Source organism: Blastococcus sp. DSM 46786, from assembly GCF_900109665.1.
Taxonomy (GTDB): domain Bacteria; phylum Actinomycetota; class Actinomycetes; order Mycobacteriales; family Geodermatophilaceae; genus Blastococcus; species Blastococcus carthaginiensis.
The window spans coordinates 172,674-195,147 of sequence record NZ_FOAO01000002.1 but is presented as its reverse complement, the minus strand read 5'-3'; the positions used below and the strand labels follow the sequence as shown (position 1 = coordinate 195,147).

14 protein-coding genes and 1 tRNA gene are annotated in these 22,474 nt (G+C 74.6%); 3 read left to right on the top strand and 12 right to left on the bottom strand.

The features are described from left to right. Window positions 1–13 precede the first annotated feature (13 nt). From folE to dacB, 6 genes are all read right to left on the bottom strand, one after another. Complete coding sequence (folE, locus tag BMW62_RS02960) at window positions 14–631, bottom strand: GTP cyclohydrolase I FolE (protein WP_091929481.1); 618 nt, start codon at window positions 629–631, stop codon at window positions 14–16. 13 nt (window positions 632–644) lie between these two features. Further along, the gene (ftsH, locus tag BMW62_RS02955) at window positions 645–2,615 is read right to left on the bottom strand and encodes an ATP-dependent zinc metalloprotease FtsH (protein ID WP_091929334.1); all 1,971 of its coding nucleotides are present in this window, start codon (window positions 2,613–2,615) and stop codon (window positions 645–647) included. Between the two features lie 391 nt (window positions 2,616–3,006). Next, window positions 3,007–3,591, bottom strand: a complete 585-nt coding sequence (gene hpt, locus BMW62_RS02950; RefSeq protein ID WP_091929333.1) for a hypoxanthine phosphoribosyltransferase — start codon at window positions 3,589–3,591, stop codon at window positions 3,007–3,009. Next, a complete protein-coding gene (gene tilS, locus BMW62_RS02945; RefSeq protein WP_091929332.1) occupies window positions 3,588–4,616 on the bottom strand; it encodes a tRNA lysidine(34) synthetase TilS in 1,029 nt (342 codons plus the stop codon). The genes hpt and tilS overlap by 4 nt, the downstream gene beginning before the upstream one ends. Window positions 4,617–4,621: 5 nt before the next feature. Beyond that, window positions 4,622–5,707 (bottom strand): zinc-dependent metalloprotease, encoded by a 1,086-nt coding sequence (locus BMW62_RS02940; RefSeq protein ID WP_091929331.1) that lies wholly within the window; start codon window positions 5,705–5,707, stop codon window positions 4,622–4,624. Between the two features lie 338 nt (window positions 5,708–6,045). After that, complete coding sequence (gene dacB, locus BMW62_RS02935) at window positions 6,046–7,470, bottom strand: D-alanyl-D-alanine carboxypeptidase/D-alanyl-D-alanine endopeptidase (protein ID WP_091929330.1); 1,425 nt, start codon at window positions 7,468–7,470, stop codon at window positions 6,046–6,048. A 56-nt stretch (window positions 7,471–7,526) separates the two neighbouring features. On the opposite strand from dacB, the gene BMW62_RS02930 reads away from it, so the two are divergent. Then, a complete protein-coding gene (locus BMW62_RS02930; protein WP_091929329.1) occupies window positions 7,527–8,021 on the top strand; it encodes an inorganic diphosphatase in 495 nt (164 codons plus the stop codon). Window positions 8,022–8,182: 161 nt separating this feature from the next. Here BMW62_RS02930 and BMW62_RS02925 read toward each other — a convergent pair. The 3 genes from BMW62_RS02925 to tmk all read right to left on the bottom strand — a co-directional run bounded on the left by BMW62_RS02925 (window position 8,183) and on the right by tmk (window position 11,796). Further along, window positions 8,183–8,255: transfer RNA gene (locus BMW62_RS02925), tRNA-Thr, on the bottom strand. Between the two features lie 92 nt (window positions 8,256–8,347). After that, window positions 8,348–9,532: a DNA polymerase III subunit delta' gene (locus tag BMW62_RS02920; protein ID WP_091929328.1), complete on the bottom strand. Its 1,185-nt coding sequence runs from the start codon at window positions 9,530–9,532 to the stop codon at window positions 8,348–8,350. Continuing rightward, a complete protein-coding gene (gene tmk / locus BMW62_RS02915; protein WP_244523803.1) occupies window positions 9,529–11,796 on the bottom strand; it encodes a dTMP kinase in 2,268 nt (755 codons plus the stop codon). Before tmk ends, BMW62_RS02920 begins: the two co-directional genes overlap by 4 nt. 252 nt (window positions 11,797–12,048) lie before the next feature. Here tmk and BMW62_RS02910 point away from each other — a divergent pair, with 252 nt between their 5' ends. Next, complete coding sequence (locus tag BMW62_RS02910; RefSeq protein WP_091929327.1) at window positions 12,049–12,861, top strand: trans-aconitate 2-methyltransferase; 813 nt, start codon at window positions 12,049–12,051, stop codon at window positions 12,859–12,861. A 179-nt stretch (window positions 12,862–13,040) separates the two neighbouring features. Here BMW62_RS02910 and BMW62_RS02905 read toward each other — a convergent pair whose 3' ends face one another. The 3 genes from BMW62_RS02905 to BMW62_RS02895 form a co-directional block, all read right to left on the bottom strand. Next, window positions 13,041–13,802: a class I SAM-dependent methyltransferase gene (locus BMW62_RS02905; protein ID WP_244523802.1), complete on the bottom strand. Its 762-nt coding sequence runs from the start codon at window positions 13,800–13,802 to the stop codon at window positions 13,041–13,043. 5 nt (window positions 13,803–13,807) lie between these two features. Next, entirely contained in the window at window positions 13,808–16,669 is a 2,862-nt protein-coding gene (gene topA / locus BMW62_RS02900) for a type I DNA topoisomerase (RefSeq protein WP_091929326.1), read from the bottom strand. Between the two features lie 258 nt (window positions 16,670–16,927). Further along, window positions 16,928–19,192 (bottom strand): sodium-translocating pyrophosphatase, encoded by a 2,265-nt coding sequence (locus tag BMW62_RS02895; RefSeq protein ID WP_091929325.1) that lies wholly within the window; start codon window positions 19,190–19,192, stop codon window positions 16,928–16,930. A gap of 510 nt (window positions 19,193–19,702) precedes the next feature. Here BMW62_RS02895 and BMW62_RS02890 point away from each other — a divergent pair. Next, entirely contained in the window at window positions 19,703–22,216 is a 2,514-nt protein-coding gene (locus BMW62_RS02890) for a DEAD/DEAH box helicase (RefSeq protein ID WP_244523801.1), read from the top strand. The last annotated feature ends 258 nt before the right edge of the window (window positions 22,217–22,474 follow it).

Below are 22,474 nucleotides of genomic sequence, written 5' to 3'. Positions count from 1 at the left end.
CGCCCTCTCCTGCTCACCGGCCGAGGACGAGGCCCATCGCCTCGCTGCGGGTCGCCGCGTTCTCGCGGAAGATGCCGCGGACCGCGGAGGTGACCGTGGAGGAGCCGGGCTTGCGGATGCCGCGCATGGCCATGCACAGGTGCTCGGCCTGCACGACCACCAGGACGCCGCGCGGCTTCAGCGCGTCGTTGAGCGCGTCGGCGATCTGCCGGGTCATCCGCTCCTGCACCTGGGGGCGCCGGGCGTAGACCTCGACCAGCCGGGCGAGCTTGGACAACCCGGTGACCCGCCCGTCCTCCCCGGGGATGTACGCGACGTGCGCGACCCCGTGGAAGGGCACCAGGTGGTGCTCGCAGGTCGAGTACATCGGGATGTCCTTGACCAGCACCAGTTCGTCGTGGTCCTCGTCGAACGTCGTCGCGAGGATGTCGAACGGGTCCTGCCGGAGACCGGCGAAGGTCTCCGCGTAGGCCCGGGCGACGCGCGCCGGGGTGTCCTGCAGGCCCGGGCGGTCGGGGTCCTCACCGACCGCGACCAGCAGTTCGCGGATCGCCGCCGCGGCCCGCTCCTGGTCGACCCCGGGGGCCGGGGTCAGCAGCTGGTCCTCCGGCTCGGCCGGGATCTCGCTCATCGGTCGGCCCGGCTCACCGCTGGACCGGGGCCCCGACATCCCCGACGGGGGTGGTGTCGTGGCCCGACCCGTTCTGGCCGGCGCGCTCCGCCGGCGTGAGCACCGGCGGCTCGTTCGAGGGGGTGCGCTTGCCGAAGCCGTTGTACGGCGCGAGGGCGGGGCGCTTGGCGACCGGCGCGCAGATGCGCGCCATGTCGTCCTTGGACAGCGTCTCCTTCTCGATCAGCTCCAGCACCAGGGCGTCGAGGACGTGCCGGTACTCGACCAGGATCTCCCACGCCTCGTCGTGCGCGGCCTCGATCAGCGCGCGGACCTCGGCGTCGATGTCGGCGGCGACGGCCTCGGAGTAGTCGGGGCGGGAGCCCATGTCCCGGCCGAGGAACGGCTCGGACTCGCTGCTGCCGTACTTCACCGCGCCGAGCTTGGCGCTCATGCCGTACTGGGTGACCATCGCGCGGGCCATCGCGGTGGCCTTCTCGATGTCGTTGCCCGCGCCGGTGGTCGGCTCGTGGAAGACCAGCTCCTCGGCCGCCCGCCCGCCGAGGGCGTAGGCGAGGGTGTCGATCATCTCCGACCGGGTCTGGGTGTACTTGTCCTCGGTCGGCAGCACGAGCGTGTGCCCCAGCGAGCGGCCGCGCGGCAGGATCGTCACCTTGTGCACCGGGTCCAGGTTGGGCAGTGCATGCGCCACGAGGGCGTGCCCGCCCTCGTGGTAGGCGGTGACCTTCTTCTCCTTCTCGCTCATCGCCCGCGTCTTGCGCTCGGGACCGGCGATGACGCGGTCGATCGCCTCCTCGAGGGTGTCGTCGGTGATCAGCGAGCCGTTGTTGCGGGCGGTGAGCAGTGCCCCCTCGTTGAGCACGTTGGCCAGGTCGGCACCGGTGAAGCCCGGCGTCCGGCGGGCCACGGTCTCCAGGTCGACGTCGGGCGCGAGCGGCTTGCCCTTGGCGTGCACCTCGAGGATCCTCTTGCGGCCCTCGAGGTCGGGGCGGTCGACGGCGATCTGCCGGTCGAAGCGGCCCGGGCGCAGGAGCGCCGGGTCCAGGACGTCGGGCCGGTTGGTCGCGGCGATCAGGATGACCCCGCCCTTGACGTCGAAGCCGTCCATCTCGACGAGCATCTGGTTCAGCGTCTGCTCGCGCTCGTCGTGGCCGCCGCCCATGCCGGCGCCGCGCTGGCGACCGACGGCGTCGATCTCGTCGACGAAGATGATCGCCGGGGAGTTCTCCTTGGCCTGGGTGAACAGGTCGCGGACGCGGCTGGCGCCGACGCCGACGAACATCTCGACGAAGTCCGAACCGGAGATGGAGAAGAACGGCACGCCGGCCTCGCCGGCGACGGCGCGGGCGAGCAGGGTCTTGCCGGTGCCGGGTGGGCCGAACAGCAGCACGCCCTTGGGGATCTTCGCGCCGACGGCCTGGAACTTCACCGGGTTGGCGAGGAACTCCTTGATCTCGTGCAGTTCCTCGATCGCCTCGTCCGCGCCGGCGACGTCGGCGAACGTCGTCTTCGGCATGTCCTTGGTGATCTGCTTGGCCTTGGACTTGCCGAAGGCCATGACGCCGCGGCCGCCGCCCTGCATGGAGTTGAACAGCCAGAAGAGCAGCAGGAGCAGGATCAGGAACGGCAGGAAGCTGACCAGCAGGCTCACCAGGAGGCTGTCCTGGGTGACGTTGGTGTCGAACTGCTCGTCGTCCTGGGCGCGCAGGAGGTCGACGATGTCGCCCTCGACCGCCACGGGGTAGGACGTCACGACCTCGGTGCTGCCCTCGACCTCGTCGGCCAGGTCCAGCTCGAGCGTCTGCTCCCGGGTGTTCAGCGTCGCCGACTCGACGTTGCCGCTCTCGATCTGCTCGAGGGCCGTCGAGGTGGTGATCTCCTGCCTGCTGCCCTCACCGCTGAACAGCGAGGAGACGGTCAAGGCCAGCAGGATGACCAGGACGACCCAGAACCACACGGAGCGGAAGATCTTCTTGCGTTCCATACACCGATACCGGGCGCCGGATGGCGCCCGTCGACCCTCCTGATCGTCCCGGGGACGCCTCGAACGGCCCGGGTACGGACCCCGGCGCTCGGGTGCAGCGTCGTCGGGATCGACGGTACACCGGTGGACCTGGAGAACTCCTGCGTGCGAGCTGGGAGCCCACCCGCCCGGGTGTCGTGGCCGGCGACGGGCCCGGAGGGTCCTCGGCGGACACGACGAGGCCGCCGAGCCCGAGCCGGGGGCAGTCGGGAGTCGCGGCACCGAGGTGAGCCGCCCCGCGAGGGTCGGAGACGGTGACGGGCCCGGAGGGTCCTCGCCGGCTGCGACGACAGGGCTCAGCGCAACCGGGGGACGGCACCTGGTGGCGGTCGTCGTCCGGAGGACGACAGAGTTACTGGTAGACCTCGGGCTTCAGGGTGGCGATGTAGGGCAGGTCGCGGTATCGCTCGGCGTAGTCCAGGCCGTACCCGACGACGAACTCGTTAGGGATGTCGAAGCCGATGTACTTGACCGGCACCTCGACCTTGACCGCGTCGGGCTTGCGCAGCAGGGCGCAGACCTCCAGTGACGCCGGTGCACGGCCGCCCAGGTTCTTCAGCAGCCACGAGAGCGTCAGCCCGGAGTCGATGATGTCCTCGAGCACCAGCACGTGCTTGCCGGTGATGTCCCGGTCGAGGTCCTTGAGGATGCGCACGACCCCCGAGGAGCTGGTGGACGACCCGTAGGACGAGACCGCCATGAACTCCATCTGGGTGGGCAGCTGCAGCGCGCGGGCGAAGTCGCTCATGAAGAGCACCGCACCCTTGAGCACGCCGACCAGGAGGACCTCCCGGCCCGCGTAGTCGGCGGCGACCGCCGCGGCGAGCTCGGCGATCTTCTCGCGGATCTGCTCCTCGCTGAGCAGGACGTGGTCGATGTCCGGGCCGTAGCCGTGGTCGGGACCGAGTGCGCCGGGCGTGCTGGCAGGCTCCGTCACGGAGTGAGCTCCTCGTGGGGTGCGGGTCCGGGGGTGCCGCGCCGGTGCTCCGGCGGCAGCAGCACCAGGGTGCCAGACGCCCGGACGACACCTGCGCCGCCGGGTAGGTCGACCACGCCCTGCCCCCGCCAGCGGGTGACCAGCGTCTCGACCGCGCGGAGGTGCACCGCCTGCAGGTCGGGGACGCCGGCGCCGCGCAGCCAGCCGCGCAGCACCCGCCGGCGGAGCGCGGCCGGCAGCGCCCCGAGCGGCCGGGCCGGGAGCCCGCCGTCCCCGGACCCGGCCGCCAGCCGCGCGAGCTCCGCGGCCGCCAGGGCGTCGAGGGCGTCGAGGTCCTCCCGCAGCAGCACCGCGGTGCGGGCCAGCGCGGGGGCCACCCCGCCGCCGAGCACCTCCTCCAGCAGCGGCAGCGCCTCCGTCCGCAGCCGGACCCGGGTGTAGGCGGAGTCGGCGTTCCACGGGTCGTCCCAGACCGGCAGGCCCTGGTCGGCGCACGCCTGCCGGGTGGTCACCCGGCGGACGCCCAGGAACGGGCGCCACCAGCCGACGCCGTCGACCTCGCGCTCGGGCACCATGCCGGCGACCGACCGCGGGCCCGAGCCGCGGCCCAGGCCGAGGAGGACGGTCTCGGCCTGGTCGTCCAGGGTGTGCCCGAGCGCGACGCGGGCGCCGTGCTCCCGGGCCGCGGTCGCCAGCGCCGCGTAGCGGGCGGTGCGCGCCGCGCCCTCGGGGCCGCCGTCGTCCCCCACCCGGACGGTCAGCACGAGCACCGGGTCCAGGCCGAGCCGGCGCAGCACCGCGGCCGTGCCCTTCGCGCGCCCGGCCGATCCGGGCTGCAGCCCGTGGTCGACGGTGGCCCCGCCGACCCGCGCCCCCGCGTGGCGGGCCTCGAAGGCGAGCGCGGCGGCCAGGGCCACCGAGTCCGCTCCGCCGCTGCAGGCGGCGAGCACCGGCCGGTCGTCGGCGCGCAGCCCGTCGCGGACCGCGCGCCGCACCTCCGCGACCGCGCGGGGTGGTCCTGCCACCGGCCTCAGGCGGGCAGGGCGGGGCGCCCGAGCACCCGCTCGACCCACAGGTGCGGGGCGGTGAGCTCCTCGACGAGCGGCAGGTTCGCCGGCCCCTCCCAGACCCGGTTGAAGCCCTCCATGCCCGCGAGCTCCACCACGCCGCCGACGAAGTGCCGGCCGTCGGCGTACTGCTTCATCTTCTGCTCCAGGCCCAGCAGCCGGCGCAGCACCCGGTCCAGCGGCCCCCGGCCCTTGCGGCGCTGCGCGAACCGCTTGCGCAGCGTGCGCACCGACGGCACGACGTCGGGGCCGACGCCGTCCATGACGTATTCGGCGTGCCCCTCGACCAGGCTCATCACCGCGGTCACCCGGTCCAGCACCGCCCGCTGCCGCGGGTCGCGCACGAGCGCCATCAGGCCCTCCGGGGCGCCGTCCCCACCACCCCGGACCGCGTCGGCGAGGCTGCGCAGCAGGTCCTGCAGGCGCTCGCGCAGCACGTCCGGTGCCAGGTCGGTGGCGGCGACGAACTCGGCGATCTGCGCCTCGAGGTAGCCGCTCAGCCACGGCACCCCGGTGAACTGGAGCTGGTGGGTGACCTCGTGCAGGCAGACCCAGAGCCGGAAGTCCGAGGGGTCGACGCCCAGCTTCCGCTCGGTCGCCACGATGTTCGGCGCCACGAGCAGCAGCCGGCCGCCGGTCCCGAAGATCTCGTACTGCCCCAGGACCCGCGACGAGAGGAAGGCCAGCAGCCCGCCTGCCTGGAACCCGGTGGCGCGCGAGCCGATCGCGGTGGCGAGGGCGCCGGGGCGGTTGCCCGTGCGCTCGGCCAGCTTCTCGACCAGCGGGTCGAGCAGGGCGGCCATGCCGCGGGCGTTGGCGTCGGCCCAGCCCGGCCGGTCGACGACGGCGACCTCGGGGACCGGCCCCCCGGGCACCGGCCGCAGCCCGGTGAGCTCCTCGACGTGCGCGACGGCGGTGGCCGCGGCGCGGTGCAGCTCGGCGACGACCGCGGCGGCCTCCTCCCGGGTGGTGCTCGGGCCGCCGCTGACCAGCCGGCGGGCCGTACGTCCGGCCAGGTCCCAGTCGACCATCGAGGAGGCGCTGCTCATCGCTTCACCGTAGGCCCTGCCGCAGGGGCCCGCCGCGAGCGTGCGACCGGTTGCCGTCCGGCCCCGTCCAGAGGCTCACCGCAACCTGCGGGCACCGGTGCGGCAAACAGGTGGGCATGGATGTGGGACATCGGACCGGGCCCACGCTCAGACCAGACGATCGAACACCGACCAGCGCGCGCGCTGATGTCCGATTCCGAGGGTGGCCAGAAGGGGTCGTCAGCGCACACGCCGGCCGGTGAGATCCGTGAGGGGCCGGCGCGTCGGAGTCTCGGCTCCCGTGGTGATGTCCCACAGGACCGCGCACCTGTGCCGTACTCGTGCGAGCGGGGGTCCTCCTAGCAGCCGCAGGCGGCCAGCGTGGCGGCGAACTGGTCCAGGGCGGCCTCCGCGGCCACCTCGCTGCCGGTCGCCTCGTCGGCCACCACCGCGAAGGCCAGCAGCCGCCCGTCCGCGGTCACGACCGTGCCGGCGAGGGCGTTGACGCCCAGCAGCGTGCCGGTCTTCGCGCGCACCGTGCCCGGCGCGGTCGTGGGGTCGTCGTCGCCGCGGTCGGCGAGCGTGCCGTCGTAGCCGGCCACCGGCAGGCCGGGCAGCAGCCCGGCGGCGTCGCCGAGGCTGCCGTCGGCCGCACCGCGCACCAGGGCGGTGAGCAGCTCGGCCGTCACGACGTCCTCCCGGGACAGGCCGCTGCCGTCGGCCAGGGTGACGCCGGTGACGTCGAGCCCGGCCTCGTCCAGCGCGGCGACGACGGCCCGCGCCGCGCCCTCGAACGTGGCCGGCTCCCCCCGCGACAGCGCCACGTGCCTGGCCAGCACCTCGGCGAGCACGTTGTCCGACTGCGACAGCGCCTGCTCGACCAGCCGCGCGACCGGCGCGGACTCCACGGTGCCGAGGGTCCGCGCGCCGGCGGGGGCCTGGCCGAGGACCACCGCGGCACCGGGGGCACCCAGGGCGTCGGCCAGCGCGGCGCCCGCGTCGAGGCCGGGCTGGCCGCTGCGCGCGAGCGCCCCGGGGCTGACCCGCGCGCCGTCGACGGCGGTGGCGGTGATCGGTGCGGCGTAGCTGGAGGGCGCGTCCCCCGGGCCCCAGCCGCTGGCGGTGAGCGCGCCGCTGAACAGGGAGCTGTCGACCACGATGCGGGTGACGGGGGTACCGGCGGGGAGCGCGGCGACCACCTGGGTCGCGAGGTCGGCCATCGTCGGGGCGCCGGGGTAGGTCAGCGAGGGCTCGGTGCGCGACAGCGTCGGGTCCCCACCGCCCACGAGCACCACCTCACCGGGCACCGAGCCGGCCACCACGCGGGTCTCGAACGTCTCGGCCGGGTCGAGGGTGGTGAGCGCGGCGGTGGCGGTGAGCAGCTTGGCGGTGGAGGCCGGCGTCAGCGGGGCCCCGGCGTCCCGGTCGTAGAGGACCGCACCGGTGGCCACGTCGACGACCTGGGCCGTCGTCCCGGGCCCCAGCGGGGGGCCGCTGACCAGCGGGGTGAGCACGGCGTCGAGGACGGCGGGGTCGGGCACCGGGGCGTCGGCGGAGAGCGCGGCCAGCACGGGATCGGCCTCGCCGAGGTCGGGCAGCACGGCGTCGGGGACGGCGACGGCGCCGTCCCCCGCGCCCGGGTCGGTGCCCAGGAAGACACCCAGCCCGACACCGCCTCCGACGAGGAGGGTGACGAGCAGGACGATGCCGATGGTCATCCGCCGCCGGAACCGGCCGTAGTTGGCCGTGACGATCGTCGAGCCGCTCGACGAGATGGTGCCCACCCCCTACAGGGGGGCCTGCGCCGACCGGATCGTCCCCCGTGGGCCACACTACGTCCGTGCAGTTCGACGTGACGGTAGAAATCCCGAAGGGCCAGCGGAACAAGTACGAGCTGGACCATGAGACCGGACGCATCCGCTTGGACCGGATGCTGTTCACCTCCACCCGCTACCCGGCGGACTACGGCTACATCGAGAACACCCTGGGGCAGGACGGCGACCCGCTGGACGCCCTGGTGATCCTCGAGGAGCCCACGTTCCCCGGGTGCCTGGTCACGTGCCGGGCCATCGGCATGTTCCGCATGACCGACGAGGCCGGAGGGGACGACAAGGTCCTCTGCGTGCCGGCGACGGACCCGCGGGTGGCGCACCTCAAGGAGATCGAGGACGTGTCGGAGTTCGATCGCCTCGAGATCCAGCACTTCTTCGAGACCTACAAGGACCTCGAGCCGGGCAAGTCGGTCGAGGGCGCCGAGTGGGTGGGCCGCGAGGCCGCCGAGGCCGAGATCAACGCCTCGATCGAGCGCGCCAAGAACGGTTCCGCGCACCACTGACCGATCGCCGGGACCCTCGGGTCCGGGCGCCGGACGCACCGACGGCGGCACACCCTCCGGGGCGTGCCGCCGTCAGCCGACCCCGCGGACGGGGAGCTGCGGCGCCCGCGGACCCCGGGACGACGACGGGCCCGTCCTGGTGGACGGGCCCGTGCTGCGCGAGCCGCCTGTCGGAATCGAACCGACGACCTTCTCATTACGAGTGAGATGCTCTACCGACTGAGCTAAGGCGGCGAACTGCCCGCACAGCCTACGACACCGCGCCGCCGGATCGGCGCAGGGGTGGCCCTCCTGCAGGGTCCGGCGCGAGCGTCGGAGACCCTTCCTCAGGACGGCAGGCGGAGCGCGACGGTGAGCGCCTCCAGAGCGACCTGCGGCTTCACGTTCTGCTCCAGCGCACGGCGGCAGTCGAGGATCGCCTCGATGCGGCGCAGCGCCCCCTCCGCCCCGATCCGCCGGCCCAGCTCCTCGGCGTCCGCCCGACGGTCGGGGTGGTTGAGCGGCAGGGTCTCCCCCGGTGCGGAGCACCGGACGAGCGCGTCCCGGTAGAGCCCGGCGAGGTCGACCAGTGCCCGGTCGAAGGAGTCGCGGCCGATGCGGGTGGCTCGCCGCTGCTGCTGGCGCTCCAGCTCCTTCAGCTGCCCGGCACCGCCCCGGCCGGCCGCCACGCCGGGCCCGCGGGCGCCCACGCCCAGGCTCGCCTTCAGCGCTTCGGTCTCGGCGGCGTCCCGGACCCCGGTGGCCGCCTCGGTCTCCTCCTTGGCCGCGCCCAGGAGATCGTCGGCAGCGTCGAGGCAGGCGGCCAGCGACACCAGCCGCAGCGGCACGTCCAGCACCGCCTTGCGGGTGAGCCGGGCCTCCTCGTCGCGGGCGAGCCGGCGGGCCCGGCCGACGTGGCCGCCGGAGGCACCCGCCGACCAGGCGGCCAGCGCGGGGTCGACGGCGTCGCGCCGGATCAGGACGTCGGCGATCGCGTCCACCGTCGGCGTCCGCAGGCCGATCACCCGGCAGCGGGACCGGACGGTCACGGAGATGTCGTCGGGGTGCAGGCTCGGCGCGCACAGCATGACGACCGTCCGCGGCGGCGGCTCCTCGATCATCTTGAGCACCGCGTTGGCCGCGCCCTCATTCATCCGGTCGGCGTCTTCGACGATGATGACCTGCCAGCGCCCGCCGGACGGCGCACGGCCGGCCACGCGCACCAGGTCACGAGCCTCCTCGACGCGGATGAACAACCCCTCGGGGACGATCACGTGCACGTCCGCGTGGGTGCCGGCCAGCACCGTGCGGCACTGGTGGCAGGTGCCGTCACCCCCCGCCGGGCACTGCAGCGCGGCGGCGAAGGCCCGGGCGGCGACCGACCGTCCCGAGCCGGGCGGCCCGGTGAACAGCCAGGCGTGGGTCATGGCGGTCGGGTCGGCGATCGCCGCCCTGAGCTCGGCCACCACGGCCGGCTGCCCGATCACCTGCGTCCAGACGCCCTCGTCGGGCGCCACCACCGGGGCGGTCACGGGTGCAGCTGCGGCGTGGCGCCGGTCTGGGCGTGCGGGTGGTGCGCCACGGGACCGTCGTGGCCGCCGTGGCCGTCGCGGCGGAGCTCGGGCGCGACCTGCGGGTGGGCGGCCGGCGGGGCGGGGGTCTGCAGCGGCAGCCCGGAGAGCAGTTCGGCCACCCGCACCCGGATGGCGGCCGCGAGCTCGTCCGGGGACCGCCGTGCGTCGAGCACCAGGTAGCGGTCGGGGTCGGCCTCGGCGAGCTCCTGGAAGGTCCGCCGCACGCGCTGGTGGAAGTCCAGCGACTCCGACTCCAGCCGGTCGGCGGCGGCCCGGCCGCGGGCGCGGGCGAGCCCCACCTCGGGCGGCAGGTCGAGCAGGACGGTCAGGTCGGGGCGCAGCCCCTGCGCGGCCCAGCGGGAGAGCATGCGCACGTCGTCGAGCGGGATGGTGCGCCCGGCGCCCTGGTAGGCCAACGAGCTGTCGATGAAGCGGTCGGTGATCACGACCTCGCCCGCGTCGAGCGCGGGCCGCAGCACCTCGTGCACGTGCTGGGCGCGGTCGGCGGCGTAGAGCAGCGCCTCGGCGCGGGGTGCGATGCCCACCTGGGCCCGGTCGAGCACGATGGAGCGGATGCCCGCCCCCGGCGGGGTGGCCCCGGGCTCGAAGGAGGCGCGGGCGGTCAGCCCCTCGTCGGCGAGCCACTCCTGCAGCCGGCGCACCTGGGTGGACTTGCCGGCACCCTCCCCGCCCTCGAAGGCGATGAGCACCCCGCCCCCGGCGAGCCGGCGCCGGGCCGTGGTGTCGCGGCGCAGCGCGGTGACGACGTCGGCCAGCAGCGGCACCGGCCGGCCGTCGTCCATCTGCCGGTAGGCGGCCAGCCCGACGCCCACGGCCAGCAGCCCGGCCGCGAACAGCATGATCCGCTCGCCGGAGAGCGGCAGCGCGAAGGCGCCGAGGTCGAGCTCCTGCCGCCCGATCAGGCCCACCCCGATCGGCACGAGCGCGAGGGAGATGATCAGCGACGCCCGGACCAGGGACTGCACGATGGCGAACGTGCGGCCCCGGATCTCGTCCTCGACCTCGGTGCCGATCAGGGTGATGCCGGCCAGGAAGGCCATGCCGGCGAAGAACCCCATGAAGACCACGAGCAGCAGCGAGATCCACAGCGCGAAGGACCAGGACAGCAGCAGCACCACGATGCCGGCGCCGACGATCGCCACCCCGAAGATCCGCTCGCGGGCCAGGTCGCGGGCGACGCTCGGGCCGATCCCGATGCCGAGCCCCAGGCCGATGAAGACCGCCCCGAACAGCAGCCCGTAGGCCGCCTCCCCGCCGCCGAGCACTTCGACGTAGGCCTGGCCGGTGGCGATGATCGCGCCCGCCGCGACGAAGGCCCCGGTGATGCCCACGACCAGGCCCCGGACCAGCCGGGTGTGGCCGGCGAAGGAGAAGCCCTTGACCAGCGAGCCCAGGAAGCTCTCCTGCTGGCCGACGACCGCTCCCGCGGCACGGCGGCCGCTGATCGAGGGCAGGTTCCAGATGACCACGGCGGCGACCAGGAACGTGAGGGCGTTCAGGTAGAGGGCGAGATCCACCTCGTTCACCCCGGGCAGCACGTCGCTGACGCTGCTGCCCACGCTGGTGAGCACCGCGAACACGACCGCCGCGATCACCGGCGTCACCCCGTAGGTGGTGACCAGGGAGAGCTGGTTGGCCGCCTCCAGCTGGTCCTTGCGCAGCATGTTGGGAACGGCGGCGTCCTTGGCCGGGATCCAGAACAGGCTGAAGGCCTCGATGACGAACTGGGCGATGAACAGCCAGATGAGGTTGTCGACGATCGGGATCGAGGCGAACAGCCCGAACCGGAAGACGTCGGTGACGACCATCGTCTTCCGCCGGTCGAACCGGTCGGCGAAGGCCCCCGCCACCGGGCCGAGCACGATGGCCGGGAGCAGCCGGAACAGCAGGACGCCCGCGAGCGCGAAGTTCTGCGCGGCGTAGTCCTCGAAGGTCAGCGTCGCGGTCACGGTGATGGCGAGCAGCCCCAGCCAGTCGCCGAAGCTGGACAGCAACGTCGACAACCACAGCTTGCGGAAGTCGCGCACCCGCAGCACCGCGCGGATCTTGGCCGCGGTGCCCACCGCGCCCGAGCCGTCCGTGTCCGAATCGGCCGTGCCCGAGTCGGCCGTGCCCGGGTCGGCCGTGCCCGAGGAGGACGTGCCCGAGGGCGCGCCGTCCTCCGCCACCTCGATCAGCGGTGGGCCCGCGGACGGCGGCACCGGTGTACCGGCGGGCGGCAGACCGTCGCCCCCCGGGGCAGCACCGGCAGCCCCGTCGGACGGGGGTACCGGGGGCGTCGGCTCGGCCGGAATCGCGGGCTCCCAAAGTCGGAGGGCACCGGGGCGGAGCGGGCCCCAGCGGGGCAACGGTACCGGTCCCCCGTGACGTTTCCGGCCCCTCGCCGCTCCGCAGGGTTGATCGGATCCCTGCGGTTCCACCGCCGTTCACCCTGCGCACTAGGGTGGCGAGCGGTGACGGGTGCCGGAGTTCCAGCGGGCGGACCGGCCGGTGCATGGCACCCCGGCGGCTACCTCCGCTTCGCCGGGGAACGCGCGCGCCCCTTCGCCGAGCTGCTCGCCCGGGTGGGTGCCGAGGCCCCGCGGACCGTCGTCGACCTCGGCTGCGGCGAGGGCTCGTTGACCGTCTCGCTGGCGCAGCGCTGGCCGGGCGCCCGCGTCACCGGCGTCGACTCCTCCCGCGAGATGCTCGCCGCCGCCGGCGCCGCCGCGCACGGGCGGGTGGAGTTCCGGCTCGGCGACGTGCGCGACTGGATGCCGCCCGGCCCGGTGGACGTCGTCGTCAGCAACGCCGCCCTGCACTGGGTGCCCGGGCACCCCGAACTCATGGCGCGCTGGGCCGCGGCGCTGCCCCCGGGCGGGTGGCTCGCCGTGCAGGTGCCGGGCAACTTCCGGGCTCCCACCCATGCGCTGCTGGCCGAGCTGTGCCGGAGCCCGGAGTGGGCCGACCGGACCGCCGACGTCGCGCCACGGGCCGACACCGTGCTGGAGCCCGCCGGCTACGCCGAGGTGCTCACCGCGGCGGGCCTGGTGCCCGACGTCTGGGAGACGACGTACCTGCACGTGCTCCGCGGCCCGGACCCCGTGCTGGCCTGGGTGCGCTCCACGGTGCTGCGCCCGGTCCTCGCCCGGTTGGACGACGAGGCCGCGGCCGCGTTCACCGACGCCTACGCCGCCGCGCTGCGGGCCGCCTACCCGCCGCGCCCCGACGGCACCACGCTGCTGCCCTTCCGGCGGGTCTTCGCCGTCGGCACCCGCCCGTCCTGACCCCGGAGGTCGCCCGTGCTCACCGGTCTGCACCACGGCCAGGTCGCCTGACCGCCCGGGAGCGAGGACGAGCTGCGCGACTTATACGCCGGCGCGCGCGGGGTGACCAGCGGACGGTGTTCGCTGACGCGCAATTCGAGCGCCCGGAAGTGCGCACCGTCGAGGGGGCGGACCCGCGCTCAGCGTGGGGTGAGCCGGTAGGCGTGCGTCCGGTAGGGCAGCTCGAGCTCCGTCCGCCCCCGGGTGCCGGGGTGCTCGCCCAGCAGCTCCCGGATGCCGGAGAGGAACTCCGCGCGCCGGGCGTCGTCCATGACCGCGACGTAGCTGCGCGTGGCGATCCCGGCGACGACGTCCTCGGGGGTCACTCGTTGCACGACCGCCGACTCGACGACCTCGACGTCGGCCCCGAGCTCGGCGGCGAAGCGGTCGACGACGGCCCGGTCCGCCTCGTGCCCGCGCGCCTCGCCGGAGATGACCTCCCCGAGCGCGCCGACCCAGGGCACCCGTTCGTCGCGGGTGTTCCAGACCAGCCCGAGCAACCCGCCCGGGCGGAGCACCCGGCGGAGCTCGCGGGCCGCCGCTCCCGGGTCGAACCAGTGCGCGGCCTGGCCCGCCACGACGGCGTCGACCGCAGCGTCCTCCGTGGGGATCTGCTCGGCGGTGCCCACGGCCGTCGCGACGGCGGGCAGGCGGGCGGCGAGCTCGGCCAGCATCTCCGGTGACGGGTCCACCGCGCGGACGCGGTGGCCGAGACCGAGGACCACCTCGGTGAGCAGCCCGGTGCCCGCGCCGAGGTCGAGCACGTCCAGCGCCCCTCCACGGCCCAGCAGGAACTCCACCGCGCCCGGGGGGTAGGTCGGGCGCAGCGCCGCGTAGCTCCCCGCGACTCCCCCGAACGAGCGCGCCCGGGCCTGCAGGGCGGCCGGTTCGGGGGTGGTCACGGAGTTCAGCCGGCCGAGACCGGGTCCGCGGCCTGCTTCCCCGTCGTCTTCTTCGCCGTCGCCTTCTTGGCGGTGGTCTTCTTGGCCGCCGTCTTCTTCGCGGTGGTCTTCTTGGCTGCCTTCTTCTTGGTCGCCGGGCCGCGGGCGCGGCGGTCGGCCAGGAGCTCGGCGGCGCGCTCGATGGTGATCGACTCGATGTCGTCGTCCTTGCGCAGGCTGGCGTTCGTCTCGCCGTCGGTCACGTACGGGCCGAAGCGGCCCTCCCGCACGGTGACCACGCCCTGGGTGACCGGGTCGGGCCCGAGCTCCTTGAGCGGGGCCTTGGCCGCCGCCCGGCCGCGCTGCTTCGGCTGGGCGAAGATCGCCAGCGCCTCCTCCAGCGTGGTGGTGAAGAGCTTTTCCTCCCCCTCCAGCGAGCGGGAGTCGGTGCCCTTCTTCAGGTACGGGCCGTAGCGGCCGTTGAGCGCCTGGATCTCCTCGCCGTCGGGCGCGGTGCCCACGGTGCGCGGCAGGGTGAGGAGCTTGAGCGCGTCGTCGATCGTCACCGTCTCCGGGGACATCGAGGAGAACAGGCTCGCCGTGCGGGGCGACTCCTTGCTGCCCTCGGGGACGACGGTGGTGACGTAGGGGCCGTAGCGGCCGGCCTTCACCACGACCGGGTGCCCGGACTCCGGGTCGGTGCCCAGCTCGCGGTCGCCCGACGGCGCCTCCAGCAGCTCCCGGACCTTCTCCGTGGTCAGCTCGTCGGGCGCGATGTCCTCGGGGATGCTGACCCGGGCTCCGTCCTCGCCACCGGCCTGCAGGTAGGGGCCGTAGCGGCCGACCCGCACGACGACCGCACGACCGTCGGCGTCGGTGGCGCGCAGCGGGATGGAGTTGACGCCGCGGGCGTCGATCTCCTCCAGCCGCTGGCCGATCACGTGCTTGAGGCCGCCGGACTGCGCGATCGCGCCGGCGTGCCGCCCCTCGCCGCCGAAGTAGAACTCGGTCAGCCAGGTCACGCGCTGCAGCGTTCCGCCGGCGATCTCGTCGAGCTCCTCCTCGAGGGAGGCGGTGAACTGGTAGTCGACGAGCTGGGCGAAGTGCTGCTCCAGCAGGTTGACCACCGCGAACGCGACGAAGGACGGCACCAGCGCCGAGCCCTTCTTCCACACGTACCCGCGGTCCTGGATCGTCTGGAGGATCGACACGTAGGTGGAGGGCCGGCCGATCCCCAGCTCCTCCAGCCGCGCCGTCAGGCTCGGCTCGGTGTAGCGGGACGGCGGCTGGGTGCTGTGCCCCTTGGCGTCCAGCGCCTGGGTGTCGAGCTGCTGGCCGCGTTCCAGCCGGGGCAGCCGCCGCTCGGCGTCGTCGCTGCCGTGGTCGTCGTCGCCGAAGGCCTGCGCGCCCTCGTCGCGGGACTCGACGTAGGCCCGGAGGAAGCCGGGGAAGGTGATCGTGCGGCCGCTGGCGGTGAACTCGACCGCCTCATCGGTGGTGCTGCGGCCGGCCAGCCGGATGCTGACGGTCTGGCCGACGGCGTCGGCCATCTGGGAGGCGATGGTGCGCTGCCAGATCAGCTCGTAGAGCCGGAATTCGTCGCGGGCGAGCCCGGCGGCCAGCTGCCCGGGCGTGCGGAAGTTGTCCCCGGCGGGGCGGATCGCCTCGTGGGCCTCCTGTGCGCCCTTGGCCTTCTTCGCGTAGCGCCGCGCCTCGGCCGGGACGTAGGCGTCGCCGTACAGCTCCCGGGCCTGGGTGCGGGCGGCGTTGATCGCCTCGTCGGAGAGGTTCGTCGAGTCGGTCCGCATGTAGGTGATGTGGCCGTTCTCGTACAGCCGCTGGGCCACCCGCATGACCTGCGCCGACGACCAGCCGAGCTTGCGGCCGGCCTCCATCTGCAGCGTCGAGGTGGTGAACGGCGCGTACGGACGACGGCGGTAGGGCTTCTCGTCGACCCGGCTGACGCTGACCTGGCGACCCTCGAGCCGGGCGGCGAGGCCGCGGGCGCCGGCCTCGTCGAGGTGCACGACGTCGCCGGTGACGCGGCCGGTGGCGGCGTCGAAGTCCCGGCCGGTGGCGACCCGGCTGTCGTCGACGCTGACCAGCTTGGCCCGCACGGTGGCGGGCTCCCCGGCGTCGGCACCGGCGCGCTGGCCGGCGACGGCGAAGGTGCCCTCCAGCGACCAGTAGTCGGCCGCGGTGAACGCCATGCGCTCCCGCTCGCGCTCGACCACGATGCGGGTCGCGACCGACTGGACGCGGCCGGCCGAGAGCTTGGGCAGCACCTTCTTCCAGAGGACCGGGCTGACCTCGTAGCCGTAGAGCCGGTCGAGGATGCGGCGGGTCTCCTGGGCGTCGACCAGGTGGGTGTCGAGGTCGCGCGGGTTGGCCACGGCCCGGGCGATCGCCTCGGGGGTGATCTCGTGGAAGACCATCCGGCGCACCGGGACCCGCGGCTTGAGGGTGTCGATCAGGTGCCAGGCGATGGCCTCGCCCTCGCGGTCCTCGTCTGTGGCGAGGTAGATCTCGCTGGCGTTCTTGACCAGCTGCTTGAGCCGGGTCACCTGCTGCTTGCGGTCGGGGCTGACCACGTAGAGCGGCTCGAACGAGTTGTCGACGTCGACACCGAGCCGGGCCCAGGCCGCGCCCTTGTGCTCGGCCGGCACGTCGGCGGCGTTGCGCGGCAGGTCGCGGATGTGCCCGACACTCGCCTCGACGACGTAGCCGTTGCCGAGGTAGCCGGCGATCTTGTTGGCCTTGGTCGGCGACTCGACGATGACCAGCGGCCGGCCGCCGGGCGCGGCCGAGCCCCGGCGGGTCGGCGTCTTCGCGGCGTCGTCCGTCGTGGGCTCGTTCTCGGTGCCGGGCTGCGTGGTCTTCGTGGGCACGGGACTCCTGTCGGTGGTGCTGAGGTGGTGCGGGTGCGGCGTGCCTTGCCGGGCCGGGCGGCCCGGGTGCACCGGCCCCGGGAGTCCGGGACCGGGCGGGCGTCACCGCGGAACGCCCCTCGGCGGGCCACGGTAAGCCACGCCGGCGACGGTGCGCCGGGCGCGACCTTCTCGTGGGCGTGCCGCCACCCCGACCAACGTGGATGGTGCGGCCGTGTTCCCGCAGGTGGAAGGCGGCGTACCGCCAAGGGGTCAGGCTCAGGGGGCGCTGGTGGTGAGCTCGGAGCCCGTCGAGGCCGGCGTCGCCTCGCCGACGACGACCGAGCGGCGCTTGGAGACGACGACCGCGGCGACGACGACGAGCACCGCGGCGAGCGCGATCGCCACCCGCGCCGGGGTGTTGGCGTCCTCCCCCACCGACAGGGCGACCACCGCCGGCGCGATGAGCAGCGCCACCAGGTTCATCACCTTGATCAGCGGGTTGATCGCGGGGCCGGCGGTGTCCTTGAACGGGTCACCCACGGTGTCGCCGATGACGGTGGCCGCGTGCGCCTCGCTGCCCTTCCCGCCGTAGCTGCCGTCCTCCACCATCTTCTTGGCGTTGTCCCAGGCTCCGCCGGAGTTGGAGAGGAACACCGCCATGAGGGTGCCGGCCGCGATCGCCCCGACGAGGTAGGCGGCCAGCGGCCCGATGCCCAGGCCGAAGCCCACGGCCACCGGGGCGAGCACGGCCAGCAGCCCCGGCGTCGCCAGCTCGCGCAGCGAGTCCTTGGTGCAGATGTCGACCACGGCGCCGTAGTCGGGACGCTCGGTGAAGGTCATGATCCCGGGGTGGGTGCGGAACTGCTCGCGCACCTCGAACACGACCCGCCCCGCCGCCCGGGACACGGCGCTGATGGCCAGTCCGGAGAAGAAGAAGACCACCGCGGCGCCGAGCACCGCGCCGACGACGTTGTTCGGGTTCACCAGGCCGAAGGCGTCGCCGAGCGTGGCGCCGGCCTCGTCCAGGGCGACGGCGACCTGGGCGTTGTAGGAGCCGAAGAGCGCCGTGGCCGCGAGGACGGCGGTGGCGATGGCGATCCCCTTGGTGATCGCCTTGGTGGTGTTCCCGATGGCGTCGAGGTCGGTCAGCACGCGGGCGCCGTCGTCGTCGATGTCGCCGGACATCTCTGCGATGCCCTGCGCGTTGTCGCTGACCGGGCCGAAGGTGTCCATGGAGACGATGACGCCGGCCGTGGTGAGCAGCCCGCAGCCGGCGAGCGCGACCGCGTAGAGGGCGGCACCGCCGCCGATGAGGAAGGCGCCGTAGACCGCCCCGCCGATGAGCAGCGCGGCGTAGACCGCCGACTCCAGCCCCAGCGAGATGCCCGACAGGATGACGGTGGCCGGCCCGGTCAGCGAGCTGCGGCCGACGTCCTGGACCGGCTTGCGGCTGGTCTCGGTGAAGTAGCCGGTGAGCTGCTGGATCGCGGCGGCCAGGACGACCCCGACGAGCACGGCGACGAAGCCGAGCACCTGCGGGCTGACCGGCAGGTCGATGCCGCCGCCGGTGTCGGGGAGCAGGGTGAACGAGGCGACGGCGACCAGCAGCAGCGACACCGCGGCGGAGACGAAGAAGCCGCGGTTGATGGGGGCCAGGCCGTTGCGGTCGTTCTTGCCCGGGTTGGTGGCCAGGACGCCCACGACCGAGGCGATGACGCCGATGGCGGCGACCACCAGGGGGAAGACCATGCCGATCGAGCCGAAGAAGACCTGCCCGAGGATGAGCGCGGCGACCAGGGTGACGGCGTAGGACTCGAAGAGGTCGGCGGCCATGCCGGCGCAGTCGCCGACGTTGTCCCCCACGTTGTCGGCGATGGTGGCGGCGTTGCGCGGGTCGTCCTCGGGGATGCCGGCCTCGACCTTGCCGACGAGGTCGGCGCCGACGTCGGCGGCCTTGGTGAAGATGCCGCCGCCGACGCGCATGAACATCGCCAGCAGGGCGCCGCCGAAGCCGAAGCCCTCGAGGACCACCGGCGCGGTGTCGTCGAAGAGCAGCAGCACCAGGGCGGCACCGAAGAGGCCCAGCCCGATGGTGATCATCCCGCACACGCCGCCGGTGCGGTACGCGATGCGGAAGGCGGGGCGGTAGCCGCCGCCCTGCGCCGCCGCGGCCATCCGGACGTTGCCGCGGGTGGCCAGCGTCATCCCGATGAAGCCCACCAGCGCCGAGAACAGCGCGCCGACGAGGAAGAACACCGCCCGGCCCAGCCGCGTGCCCAGACCGCCCTCGGCCACCGGGAGGACCAGCAGCACCGCGAAGACGATGACGGCGAAGACCGCGAGCGTGCGGAACTGCCGGCGCAGGTACGCCGCCGCTCCCTCCTGCACTGCCCGCGCGATCTCCTGCATCTTCACCGTGCCCTGATCGGCGGCGAGGACCGCACGGACCAGGTAGGCGGCGAAGACCAGGGCGGCCAGGGAGACGACGAGGACGACGGCGACGAGCGCGGTCTCCCCGCCGGACAGCGAACCCTCGGGCATGTGTCCTCCAGGCGTCGGCGGCCGCCCGGGTGGCGCCGTGCCCCCCGGCCCGGGCGGAGATCGGCGTCCGCGCCCCGACGGACCCGCCGGGACACGAACGCGGCGAAGTGTAAGGCAGATCACACTCCGTGCGACCCCTTCGCTCCTCGTGCTTTCCCCGGTACGGCAACACGTGGGCGGTCCTGTGGGACGTCACCACTGGGGTCGAGGCCCTGACGCGCGCGCCTCCCTCACGACGTGGGTGTGGCGGGTCGCGCGAGCCGGTCACCGGCCGACGAAGTGCGCCCGCTTCTGACCCCCTTGGAAGTGGGGTGCAGCGCACACCATCGGATGCTCGACCGTGCCGGGCGGCCCGTTCCGATCTCACCCATCTCACGAGGGGGCGCACAGGTCAGAAGGCTGGTTCGAGCGTCGGCCCGGTGCGGAAGTCCCACATCGATGCCCACGTGTTGCCGCGCAGGTGCTCTCCGGGAACGCGGCGGGTTGCGCGCGGGTGTGACAGTGGAGCCCGTGACCACGCTCCACCCGGTCCGGTCGGCTCCCCCTCCCGGCACGGACGACCGGTCCGGGGGCGGCGCGGCGCCGACCGGGCAGGTACCGCACGGCGGCGAGCTGCTGACGGCGCTCCTCGCCGGCACGGCGGAGGACGAGCAGCCGGTCACCCACGTCCACCACCTGCCGGTGCGCGAGAGCCGCACCGCCGGCTGGCCGGGGTGGGTGGAGCCCGGGCTGCGCGACCGCCTGGTCGCCCGGGGGGTGAGCGCCCCGTGGCAGCACCAGGTGGCGGCGGCGCAGGCCGCCCGCGACGGCCGGCACGTCGTCGTCGCCACGGGTACGGCGTCGGGCAAGTCGCTGGCCTACCAGCTGCCGGCCCTCACCCGGCTGGCCGAGGACCCCCGCGCCTGCGTGCTCTACCTCGCACCCACCAAGGCGCTGGCGCGCGACCAGCTGGCCTCGGTGGCCGAGCTGGCCGACCCCTCGGTGCGGCCGGCGGCCTACGACGGCGACACCCCGGCCGAGGAGCGGGACTGGGTCCGCCGGCACTCGCGCTGGATCGTCACCAACCCCGACATGCTGCACCGCGGGATCCTGCCGGCCCACCAGCGCTGGTCGAGCACGCTGCGCCGGGTGGCCTACGTGGTCATCGACGAGTGCCACGCCTACCGCGGCGTCTTCGGCTCCCACGTGGGCCACGTGCTGCGGCGGCTGCGGCGCATCTGCCGGCGCTACGGCGCGGAGCCGGTGTTCGTGCTGGCCTCGGCCACCGTCGCCGATCCGGCCGCCGCGGCCACCCGGCTGGTCGGCGCGGAGGTCCTCGCCGTCACCGACGACGGCTCGCCGCGCCCGGGCGCCACCTTCGCGCTGTGGGAGCCGCCGCTGACCGAGCGGACCGGCGAGCACGGGGCGCCGCTGCGCCGCTCGGCCGCCGCCGACGCCGCCGGGCTGCTCGCCGACCTGGTCGAGCGCGGCGCCCGCACGCTCGCGTTCGTCCGCTCGCGCCGGAGCGCCGAGTCGGTGGCCGAGCAGGCCCGCCGGCTGCTGCACGACCGCGGCCGCCCCGACCTGGTGGCCCGGGTGGACTCCTACCGCGGCGGCTACCTGCCCGAGGAACGCCGGGAGCTGGAGCGGGCGCTGTCGGCGGGCGACCTGCTCGGTGTCGCGACGACCAACGCCCTGGAGCTCGGCATCGACATCGCCGGGCTGGACGCCGTCGTCCTGGCCGGCTACCCGGGCACGCTCGCCTCCCTGTGGCAGCAGGCCGGCCGCGCCGGGCGGGCGCAGCGGGAGTCGCTGGTCGTCTTCGTCGCCCGCGACGACCCGCTGGACCACTACCTGGCCCACCACCCGCGGGCGGTGTTCGGCCGGCCGATCGAGGCCACCGTGACCGACCCGGCCAACCCCTACGTGCTCGGCCCGCAGCTGTGCTGCGCGGCGGCCGAGCTGCCGCTGGTGCCCGCCGACCTCGCCGACTTCGGCGGCCCGGTCGCCGAGGCGCAGCTCGAGGAGCTGGTGGCCGCCGGGCAGCTGCGCCGGCGCCCCGCCGGCTGGTACTGGGCCGGGCGCGGCCGCCCCGACGTCGACATCCGCGGCAGCGGCGACGAGCCGGTGGCGATCATCGAGGCGGGCACCGGGCGGCTGCTGGGCACCGTCGACGGTGGGGCGGCGCACTCGACGGTGCACGAGGGCGCGCTCTACGTGCACCGGGGCGACACCTTCGTCGTGGACGAGTTCGACCTGGACGACGCCTGCGCGGTCGTGCACCCGGAGAGCCCGGAGTGGACCACCGTGGCCCGCGACGTGACGGACCTGTCGATCGTCTCGATCGAGCGGACGCGGCCGCTGGGCACGGTCACCGCGCACACCGGCGTGGTCGACGTGACCAACCAGGTGGTGGCCTACCAGCGGCGCCGGCTGGGCACCGGCGAGGTGCTGGCGGAGTTCCCGCTGGACCTGCCGCCCCGCCAGCTGCGCACCAAGGCGGTGTGGCTGACGCTGGACCACCGGGCCGTGGAGCGGGCCGACGTCGACGACGCGGCGCTGCCCGGCTCGCTGCACGCCGCCGAGCACGCGGCGATCGGCATCCTGCCGCTGCTGGCGACCTGCGACCGGTGGGACCTCGGCGGGCTGTCGACGGCGGTGCACCCCGACACCGGGACCGCGGCGGTCTTCGTCTACGACGGGCACCCGGGCGGTGCGGGCTTCAGCGAGCGCGGGTACGCGGCGCTGCGCCGGTGGTTGCAGGCCACGCGGGCGACCGTGGCCAGCTGCGAGTGCGAGGCGGGCTGCCCGTCGTGCGTGCAGTCGCCCAAGTGCGGCAACGGCAACGACCCGCTGGACAAGGCCGGCGCGGTGCGGGTGCTCGACATCGTGCTCGACGAGCTGGCCGCAGCCGACGTCGCCAACGCGGCCGACGACGACACGGACGCCGACATCGAGGAGGTGCGCGCGGCGGCGCCGGCCCCCGTCGGACCGCCGACCGCCGACGTCCCGCCCGGACCGGCCGAGGAGGACCTCGTCTTCTGACCCGGCCGGCACCGGGCCGGCCCGCGCCCGGCCGAGGGTGTCGTGCACCCCCAGCCGGCCCAGCCGGAAGGCGACGCGGACCTCGACCGCGACGACCGCCCCCGGCCCGACCCGGCAGCCGACCAGCTCGGCGCCGTTGGCGGCGGCGACCTCGACGGCCGCGGTGCACGGGTCCGGGTCCCCGAGCACCGCCCGGCCGGCGGCGGCCAGGCCAGCGAGGTCCGCGGCCGACCCCGCGCGGTGGCGGGCGGCCGTCGC

What these genes read in the sequence shown, in the direction of transcription:
- BMW62_RS02895 (WP_091929325.1), bottom strand. Translation starts at nt 19,192, where the DNA reads ATGCCCGAGGGTTCGCTGTCCGGCGGGGAGACCGCGCTCGTCGCCGTC.
- folE (WP_091929481.1), bottom strand. Translation starts at nt 631, where the DNA reads ATGAGCGAGATCCCGGCCGAGCCGGAGGACCAGCTGCTGACCCCGGCC.
- BMW62_RS02940 (WP_091929331.1), bottom strand. Translation starts at nt 5,707, where the DNA reads ATGAGCAGCGCCTCCTCGATGGTCGACTGGGACCTGGCCGGACGTACG.
- ftsH (WP_091929334.1), bottom strand. Translation starts at nt 2,615, where the DNA reads ATGGAACGCAAGAAGATCTTCCGCTCCGTGTGGTTCTGGGTCGTCCTG.